This window comes from Mesorhizobium captivum, from assembly GCF_033977165.1.
Lineage (GTDB): Bacteria > Pseudomonadota > Alphaproteobacteria > Rhizobiales > Rhizobiaceae > Mesorhizobium > Mesorhizobium captivum.
The window spans coordinates 167,508-176,615 of the sequence record NZ_JAVIJB010000008.1; the positions used below are offsets into that span (position 1 = coordinate 167,508).

Here is a 9,108-nt window from a genome sequence, read left to right on the forward strand (position 1 = left end):
GGCCTGGAGTGCAGTTGACCAGTCTGTGCCGTCAGGCAACTGGTTGCCTTCACCGAGCACCCTCTTCGCCGAGCGGTGCTGCTCGATCCTCTTGCCGGCGTCGAATGAAGAAATCGAGGTTGTTCCTGAGACGCTCATTGCCCGGATCAAGCTCAAGCGCCATCTGCCCCCATTCCACGGCACGGTCCATCGCATTCAGGTGCCATGAGGCAATGGCGCCCAAATCAAAGAGCCGAAACCCCCAGCAGTTCGGGTCATCGAGATAGCTTCCGGTGCGGCGGGTCTTTTCGATTCCGTTGGTACACGCCCAGAACAGATTCAACCAGTCGGCCCTGCCGTGAAGTTCCTCCGCAAGGTCGGCCCAGATCTCGCGGCGATGCGGCGCTTCCATTCGTGCTTTGTCCAACCACACCAATCTCTGGTCGGGAATCATGCGTGCGATGTAACGCATCGCTTCTGACCGTTCTTCGCCCCAGGTGCTGGTCGGCAAGCCAAGATAGCGCTCAAGCAGCCGGACGGCCTGGTCGTGCCGGTTGGCCCACATCAGGTCCCGCCCGAGCCAGAAACACATCTGTGCGTCGTCGGGATCTTCCTTGTACGCAACCTCCATCAGAGGCAGGTAGCTGCTCCTGGTTGGCTTGGCCAGGTCCTGCACCTCGAACATGACAAGGTCGTCGCTGGTCGCGGCCACCTCCCTTTCTCCGGTGAAGACGAGGGCCTCATGGACGGGGCGCTTGAAGCGATATCCCCAGCGATGGTGAAAATTCTTCGTAAGCCATTGCCGCAACGGTTTGGGGTCGTCGACGCTCGATCTATAGATCGTCTGACAATAGAGGGCCGTCGTTTCGGGTTTCCAGGCTGCCTCCAGCTTGGTGCGCCAGCCGGGCTCGAGGAACCGATCCATGTCCATCGTGCAGCATACGTCGACGTCGGCGGGGATGAGTGCCATGGCGGCATTCCGGGCGTCATCGAAGCGCCATGGGCGGACCGCGATCCGGTGCACGGTGACGCCGGCATTGATCAGCCGGGATACCGTGTCGTCGGTGCTGCCGGTATCGGCGACTATCCGATAGTCGGCGCCGACAGCCGAATTTGCCCACCTCTCGACATGTGCAGCTTCGTTCAACGCGATGGTATAGACCGCGACTTTCAAGGAAGGCGTCCGCGATTGGACGCAATCACTGAGCGACGTCCCGCTATACGGCTGGACCCACCCGACCGCAACGCCGCGTGACGCTCATCAAACAAGGCCGACGCCTCCGCGCTTGCGGATCGCCACCAGGCCTCCGAGCAATTTTGCCCGGCTAAGCTCGAAGTGACTGTCGAAGAACCGGATTTCCGCAAACTGATCGGCAAGGTTGCTGATACCCACCGGGTCAATTGATCGCGCCGTGCCGTGCTGTTGGATTTCTCGCAAGAGATCCTTGGTGAGTGTGATTTCGCTGGCATTTTCGCCTGGTGGCTGCCAGTCGAGGTCTTCGATGAAATACCATCCACCCTGTGCGAGGAGCGGGAAGAATTCGCGCAGCGTCAGCTGCTCGTCGAACGAGGCATGGCTGCCATCGTCGATAATCACGTCAAGCGAGCCCGGTTCCAGTTTCGCCGCGACGGAGCGCAGATCGTCCAGCTTGGATTGATCGCAAACGAAAGACTTGAACCTCGCATTGTTGAGCTGAGAAAAATCCGTCAGGTCGACACCGATCACCTCGGCATAGGGAAAATAAGACTGCCAGAGCGAGACCGAGGGCGTCTCGGACTGGCCGCCTTCCGCTGCGATGCGACAGAGGCCGATCTCCAACAGCCTCCGCATGGAGAGTCTCCGGCTCGACAGCAGCCGCTCGTAGACGCGCGCATAAGCATGCCGGTTGCCGGTATGCCGGTTCTTGTCGGTGTTGAAGCGATCAGCAAGATCGATGAGTGTGGGAAAGCTCTGCAGCGGCTCGATCAGCAAAGAGATGAGCGGCGCTCCTTCCCCGTTCGAGCGAGCCTCGTTTCGTGCCGTCCACAGGTGCGTTCCGAAGACGCGCTCATCATTCAAGTAGACAGCCAAATCGGAGAGCGGCTTTTCGAACTCGCTTATCTCGGTCCAATCGATCGCGTTAAAGAACATCGGCCCGAATACCCAATCGCGCAACTCGGCGCCTTTATCGGAAGCGATGTAGTCGGAGAGCAGTTTCGGGCCGATCTCGCCGAAGCCCTTGCCGCTCTCACCGTAGAACCGCTCGATGGACATCTCGTAGAGTGCTCTCAAATGGTGGCTGAAGGCTTCGGCATAGATCACGTTGCCGCAGACGAAGTGGCCTTGGTGCCCGCCGCGCCATTGCAGATTGAAAAAGTAATCGCCGCGGAACGGAAACGGTCGCAGCATGACCACGTCGCAATCCATCCACAACCCGCCATGTTCGTAAAGCACGGCGTAGCGAAAGGCGTCGCTGAAATACCGGATCTCGGAACCGGCGACCATTCGCTCGAACAAGCTGCGCGGCATCACGTCATCCGCGGCGCGTACCTCGATGCCGAGCGGCACGAGGAATTCAAGCTTGTTCGGCGAGTAGCTCCAGACCTTCACGGGATGGCCTGCCACGCGCATCGACGTGGTGGCGGCAACCAAGGTCAGATGCTTCGCATTGTCGGAAAGCACCTCGTAAAAGCAGTGGATCTGAGGCAGCGCGGCATCTCCCCTGCCCAGGAAGGGGGCTATCCGGCTATCGAAAGCCCACGATTGATCGCGACGCTCATGCGGCGAATCTGCGAAGCGAAGGAACGGCGCCAGCTCGACCAGGACCTCCTCTGTACCTTTCGTATTGTCGGAGAGGACAACCCTGCTCGCCTCCGTCGAGAGTCCGCCGTCAGGCCGGGTTTGTTGATGGAGATCGGCGGGTCCGGGCCAGGCGTGGGCGGCGGGCTTTTTCCGCTGCTGAGCCTCCACAATTTGTACGTTCGCACCATCCGGAGACTTCGTCGCAGGTGAGCTCCAAAAGCCCTCGCTCGAAGACAAATAGTCTGTGGGCTCCAGCAGCGAGCTTACTTCCGACGCATCGACGACGGCGATCCACGCTTCGCTCTCGGCGACGCCATACGAAATCAGCAGGCGCTCGTCTTTTGGGTGCCAAGCTAGGCCGGCGGCAAACTCACCCGCCTTTTCATTGAAGAAGAACGGCCGGCCGATCTTTGCCAGGCAGCCTGTTTCGTCCAACCAAACGAAGCGGTGCTGGCAGTAGCGCTGAGCCTCTTCCGGCCTTGCCCGCGCCTCGTGGGCGAGTATCAGCCATCCGCCTTCGAATGGAATCGCCTGCGTGCCTCCCTTGAGCTGGTCGGCAGCGACGGAAGACGGCTTTTCCGATATCGTCTGCCCTTGATCGCCGACAATGCGGACGGGATTACCCACAGAAAAGAACTGCAGCCGCTCCCGGTCGGTGCCGATGCCCGCTGGCTTGACGAGTGGGACCCAGTTGTTGACGTCGACCTTCGCACCGATCGGCCGGAGTACACGCCAGTCAGTGATCTGGTATGGTGCAGGCCCGCCATCGTCGATGCGCGCGATGACTGGTTCGCATTGCCCGTCTGCCGCCGACGCGCGCATATATGCGCTGCTCCACAATTGCCCCTCCCAGGCAAACGGACGCATAGCCTCAAGCCCGCAAGCCCGGTCGTAGGCAGGTCGCGGCAAGTCGGCTGGCTGTGAAATCTCATCGGCTGACGCGATCCCGAATTCACTGTCGATGCGCAGCAAGAAATTGCGTGTGTGCACCGCCGCTCGATCCGGCGCTTGAGCCCGGAGATTCTCTTCGGCCCCCATCAAGGTGACGGCCCCCTGCAACAGTAAGATCTCGTTGCCCCACCGAGCCACGGATGGGTTTGACAGCCGATAGCCGTCGGGGGGCGGGAACCCCACCCGGTGCGCAGTGAACGATGGCATCATCGTTTTGGCGGACTGAATGTAGAAGAACAGGTTCGACCGTGCCAGATCGCGGGGACCGTCCGCGACGCTACGGCTCAGCGCAAGCCAGTTGCACGCTGCGAAACCGCGGTCCTTGCGCAAAGGATCGCGCGCGTAGTTTGCCGCGACTGCGTATTCCTCCTGCAGACCTGTGGCGTAGATGAAGTCCTCAAGAAACAGGATGTCTTGCTCGGGTTTCTTGATTGCCAGACCGGCTTCCGAAAACAACACGCTAGCGTCGTTCATCCCCATCTCGCGGTAGAATCGCGCGAGGTCGTAGAGCGGCTCGGCACGTTGCGGGCGCTGATTGAAGGCAGCAAGCGCTTGGCGAACGAAGCCTGCATCGTCGCCGAGCTTTTTTAAGCAGCGTGCCTCCTGCAGGCGGGCGTTCCATCCTTCCTCGTCCCAGCCGCCCATCGCCGCGCGTTTGGCGTAAGCTACCGCCGCCTCGGCCGTGCGTCCGGCGTCGCGGTAGGACTGGGCCAGGTAAAACCAGTATCGGTGGTTCTCCGGGTCCTCTTCCAGCGCTTCCAGCAGGAGTTTGATGTCGCGCTCGAACTTGTCGACGCGGTTCGATCCGCTGGCATGGTCCTTGTACCAAACGCCCTGCAGTTCCTTCACGTCGCCGGGAACGTCAAGATATTCATGCGTCACGCCACGGTAGTGGGCGCCGGTATCGCGCCTGACAATACGGGTGTTCCAATAGGCGAGGTCGGAACCGGACCGCTGGAGCAACCGATAGCCAGGACAGTCGAGCTGGGCTCGGAAGTCCACGTCCTCGACGACCAACTCCATGTCGGCGTCGTCAAAAAGCAGATAGTCATAGGCAAGCGACGAAGCATATGCATGATCGAGCGCTGCGTTGCGGGCCTGCTCGAAATTTTCGAAGGGGAACTCATGCAACTCGCCGGGCAGGTTGCGATCGGCGAAGAAAGCTCTGATGTAATCCTGTGTCCCATCGGTCGACCCGGTGTCGCCGATGACCCAGCAGTCGATGTGGTCGACAACCGCCTCCAGACAGCGCTGCAGGTTCGCCATCTCGTTCTTGACGATCATGTTCAGGCAAAGTCGCTTGCCCGTTCTCATCTGTGAATTGCCATCTCTCGCTGTGAGGTTCCGCCACGTTCAAGCAATGCCATTCTCTTGGTACCGCCGATGAGTTCGCAGGGCCGTTCCGAAGCTCCTATTGTTTACAGGCGTTCAAATCAGTCCAATCAACTGTCCCGCCACCGGAGCAGCTAAGGTCCTCAGACGGTCTCCGCCCACTTGACCGCCATTTGCCAAGCGACGTCAAGATCGACCCCAATCGCCACGCCGCAATGGATAGCGGCGCTCGAGCTCGATCACGTTTCTGAGATTGACGCAAATTGACAGGCGAGGGTTAAGTTATGGATTTCAAAAAAATTTTCTTGAGTTTTCGTCTGTAATATATCTCGGCCTAATACTTTAGAGGTAGGTCAGTTTAGTCGCTTCCATGGTTTACAGACCGCTTATTTTCAAATTTACTAATGTGCTGCCGTTGAGGGGCCCGCAGGTCGCGGGTAGCTGGCGTAGGGAGTCAAGCCAGGGGGTTCCGGAGTAGCAAGGCCAAATTCGCGGACGACTGAGCTCGTGCGTTTAGTGAGCGCGCGGCCGAGTAAGCGTTTGTCTTTTTTGTTCGGGTCGAACGGGTTTTTCCACTCCGGAGCTCTCTCGCGAGTTTTCGCCAAGAGATCGGCGTCAGCTGTGACGGGAGTGGGTCATGTATCAAGTGGTATCACCTGCGTTTCCCAGTGAGTTCGAAGCCCGCCGCTTCGACAAACTTCAAAAGTACCCGCAACTGAGCGCCACAGGCGGCGCCCGTCCATGCACCGATGGGGAATTTGTTGCTGCAAGGTGCGACGGCCTGCTCCCGTGCCCCGCATCCAAACCAAATCTGCACAGGGTTATTCAAACCGAGTGTCGTCGGCGAACGGCGCCGTCTGCGTCTTCCTACCCGCCGATCGAACCAGGAGTCATCTGGAGCAAAGGATGCAGCGCATCACGCCTTCGGGCGAGCTCTCGCGAGATTGCGGCCAAGCTAGTGGGGTTCGGGCGCAACGTCGAGATTGAACCAAGTTTCAAGCAGGAGAAGCCGCGGCACAACCGCCGCTAATCGGGGAGTGCATGATGAGCTACGCAACTGTGTCTGCTGCAATGGATGTCACCGTTAGGGGCGTTTTGCCCATCGGCGACGCGACCGAAAATATAACCTATTTCATTCTGGACGCCGCCAAGAACGCGATCGTCGGTCAGGTCATTCTTCCCGCCGCAGTCAAGCGAAGCCACGCTGTCGCAATAACCGTCAAGGTTCCAAGCACCGCCGGCTCTCTCGCGATCGGGACATTTGACGATGGCGGGAATTTCCAAGCCTCCGGTTTCCTCCGCGTGGAGACCCCTGCCGTTGGCCGCCCAAGTGGCGCCATCGGGCCATCAGGAAGATGACCGGGGCCAAACGCCATTTCCGCATCGCTCGCCGACCAAGCCGGTGGGCGGTTTCCCCTTGAATTGAATTCGAAGCCAACAGGAGCCAGTCATGGCCCGCGCCTTTGAAATTCTCTTTGTGGATCCTTCAATCTCCGATCTCGAGACTGTTCTGAGCAACGTGCGACCGGGGGTCCAGGCCATCCTGCTCGATGGCCGTCAAGCGCCGGCGACGCAGATGGCTGCGGCGCTTAGAGGGTACGAAGGGCTGGACGCGGTCCACATCATCGCGCATGGCGCGCCGGGTCGGGTTAACTTCGCTTCAGGAGAATGGTCGGTCGGGACGTTGAAAGGAGCGACTGAGGAATTCGCCGCAATCGGCAGCGCGCTAGCTACGGACGGCGAACTGCGGCTCTGGAGCTGCAAATCGGCGCTGGGAAAGGCAGGCAATGCCTTCGTTGACGCTTTGGAAGAGGCCGTCGGCGTGGATGTCTGCGCGTCCAGTTCGCTTGTTGGCGCGACAGCCCTGGGCGGTGCCTGGGAACTACCTGCACGTGCAGGCGCGTCCGCACCCCTGCCGCCGCTAACCCCAGTTGGCATAGCAAGTTACACAGGGGTCCTGGTAGCGGGTAATCTGACGCTTACTGGTACGATTACTGGTCCTGGCAACAGCAGTAACGTCAACACATACTACCTAGTGGATACAACAGACAATCCTGATACGGTGGTCGGCAGCTTCCAGCTTCCATCTGCAACCAACGGCCTGGTATTTTCTTTTGCTGCGACGATAACAGTTCCAGACACTACTCACAATTATACCATTTACAACCAGAATTTTGGTGTAATGGGTACACTTACGCCCGGTCCCGGTAATACTTATATTTTCACATCCGGCGCGGCTAATCCCACCAATAACAATACCTTCGATGGCGGTAGTTTCGCCGTTACGAGTCAAATAGGGCCGACAGGCCCAGCCGGTGCGACCGGCGCCACAGGTGCGACCGGCGCCACAGGAGCGGGTGCAACCGGCGCGACGGGCGCGACCGGAGCAACAGGTGCGACGGGCGCAACCGGTGCGGGTGCGACGGGCGCCACAGGTGCGACCGGTGCAACGGGCGCGAGCGGAGCAACAGGTGCGACGGGCGCAACCGGTGCGGGTGCGACGGGCGCCACAGGTGCGACCGGTGCAACGGGCGCGAGCGGAGCAACAGGCGGAACCGGCGCTACAGGTGCGACCGGCGCTACGGGTGCCACAGGTGCTACCGGCTCGACAGGTGCAACTGGAGCTACCGGTGCGACTGGTGATACCGGAGCAACCGGCGCCACAGGTGCGACTGGTGATACCGGAGCAACTGGCTCGACCGGGGCGACTGGAGCCACCGGCGCTACCGGAGCTACAGGTGCAACCGGCGACACAGGTGCGACCGGAGCGACTGGCTCGACAGGTGCGACCGGCACTACCGGTGCGACCGGAGCTACAGGTGCAACCGGCTCGACGGGTGCTACTGGCTCGACTGGTGATACCGGAGCGACTGGCTCGACAGGTGCGATCGGCTCGACGGGTGCGACCGGCACTACCGGTGCGACTGGAGCTACAGGTGCAACCGGCTCGACGGGTGCTACAGGAGCGACGGGTGCTACTGGCTCGACAGGTGCGACCGGCTCGACGGGTGCAACCGGCTCGACGGGTGCTACAGGAGCGACGGGTGCTACTGGCTCCACTGGTGCGACCGGAGCCACCGGCTCGACTGGTGATACCGGAGCGACCGGCTCGACGGGTGCGACCGGCACTACCGGCGCGACCGGAGCAACCGGCGCCACAGGTGCGACTGGTGATACCGGAGCAACTGGCTCGACCGGGGCGACTGGAGCCACCGGCGCTACCGGAGCTACAGGTGCAACCGGCTCGACGGGTGCTACTGGCTCGACTGGAGCCACAGGTGCGACTGGTGATACCGGAGCGACTGGCTCGACAGGTGCGACCGGCTCGACTGGTGATACCGGAGCGACCGGCTCGACGGGTGCGACCGGCACTACCGGCGCGACCGGAGCAACCGGCGCCACAGGTGCGACTGGTGATACCGGAGCAACTGGCTCGACCGGGGCGACTGGAGCCACCGGCGCTACCGGAGCTACAGGTGCAACCGGCGCCACAGGTGCGACCGGAGCGACTGGCACGACCGGTGCGACCGGCACTACCGGTGCGACCGGCGCTACCGGTGCGACCGGAGCCACCGGCTCGACTGGTGATACCGGAGCAACTGGCTCGACGGGTGCAACCGGTGCCACAGGTGCTACCGGCTCGACAGGTGCTACTGGCTCGACCGGGGCAACTGGAGCAACAGGAGCGACCGGCGCCACAGGTGCGACCGGCCCGACAGGTGCTACTGGAGCAACAGGTGCAACCGGCTCGACTGGAGCAACCGGCGCCACGGGTGCAACCGGTGCCACAGGAGCGACTGGCTCGACTGGAGCGACAGGCGCGACTGGAGCCACCGGCTCGACTGGTGATACCGGAGCAACTGGCTCGACGGGTGCAACCGGTGCCACAGGTGCTACCGGCTCGACAGGAGCAACCGGTGCTACAGGCGCTACGGGTGCAACCGGTGCCATAGGTGCGACCGGCTCAACCGGAGCTACCGGTGCGACTGGCGCAACGGGTGCTACCGGCTCGACCGGAGCGACCGGCGCTACGGGTGCCACAGGTGCGACCGGCTCGACGGGCG

The 9,108-nt window shown here is 61.4% G+C and carries 4 protein-coding genes; 2 read left to right on the forward strand and 2 right to left on the reverse strand.

Annotation, left to right across the window (positions count from 1 at the left end; genetic code table 11):
• Positions 1–49 precede the first annotated feature (49 nt).
• Together RFM40_RS10095 and RFM40_RS10100 are read right to left on the reverse strand one after the other, a co-directional pair.
• Positions 50–1,153 carry a glycosyltransferase gene (locus RFM40_RS10095; protein WP_320228946.1) on the reverse strand — a complete coding sequence of 368 codons (1,104 nt, stop codon included), beginning with the start codon at positions 1,151–1,153 and terminating at the stop codon, positions 50–52.
• Positions 1,154–1,240: 87 nt separating this feature from the next.
• Positions 1,241–5,026, reverse strand: a complete 3,786-nt coding sequence (locus RFM40_RS10100) for a glycosyltransferase (RefSeq protein ID WP_320277466.1) — start codon at positions 5,024–5,026, stop codon at positions 1,241–1,243.
• A gap of 1,062 nt (positions 5,027–6,088) precedes the next feature.
• Here RFM40_RS10100 and RFM40_RS10105 point away from each other — a divergent pair.
• A complete protein-coding gene (locus RFM40_RS10105; RefSeq protein ID WP_320228948.1) occupies positions 6,089–6,403 on the forward strand; it encodes a hypothetical protein in 315 nt (104 codons plus the stop codon).
• A 91-nt stretch (positions 6,404–6,494) separates the two neighbouring features.
• Positions 6,495–9,108: DUF4347 domain-containing protein (locus RFM40_RS10110; protein ID WP_320277467.1), on the forward strand; the 2,614-nt coding region annotated here is incomplete at its 3' end.

Coding starts and splice junctions, on each gene's coding strand:
- RFM40_RS10105 (WP_320228948.1), top strand. CDS start 6,089: ATGAGCTACGCAACTGTGTCTGCTGCAATGGATGTCACCGTTAGGGGC.
- RFM40_RS10100 (WP_320277466.1), bottom strand. CDS start 5,026: ATGAGAACGGGCAAGCGACTTTGCCTGAACATGATCGTCAAGAACGAG.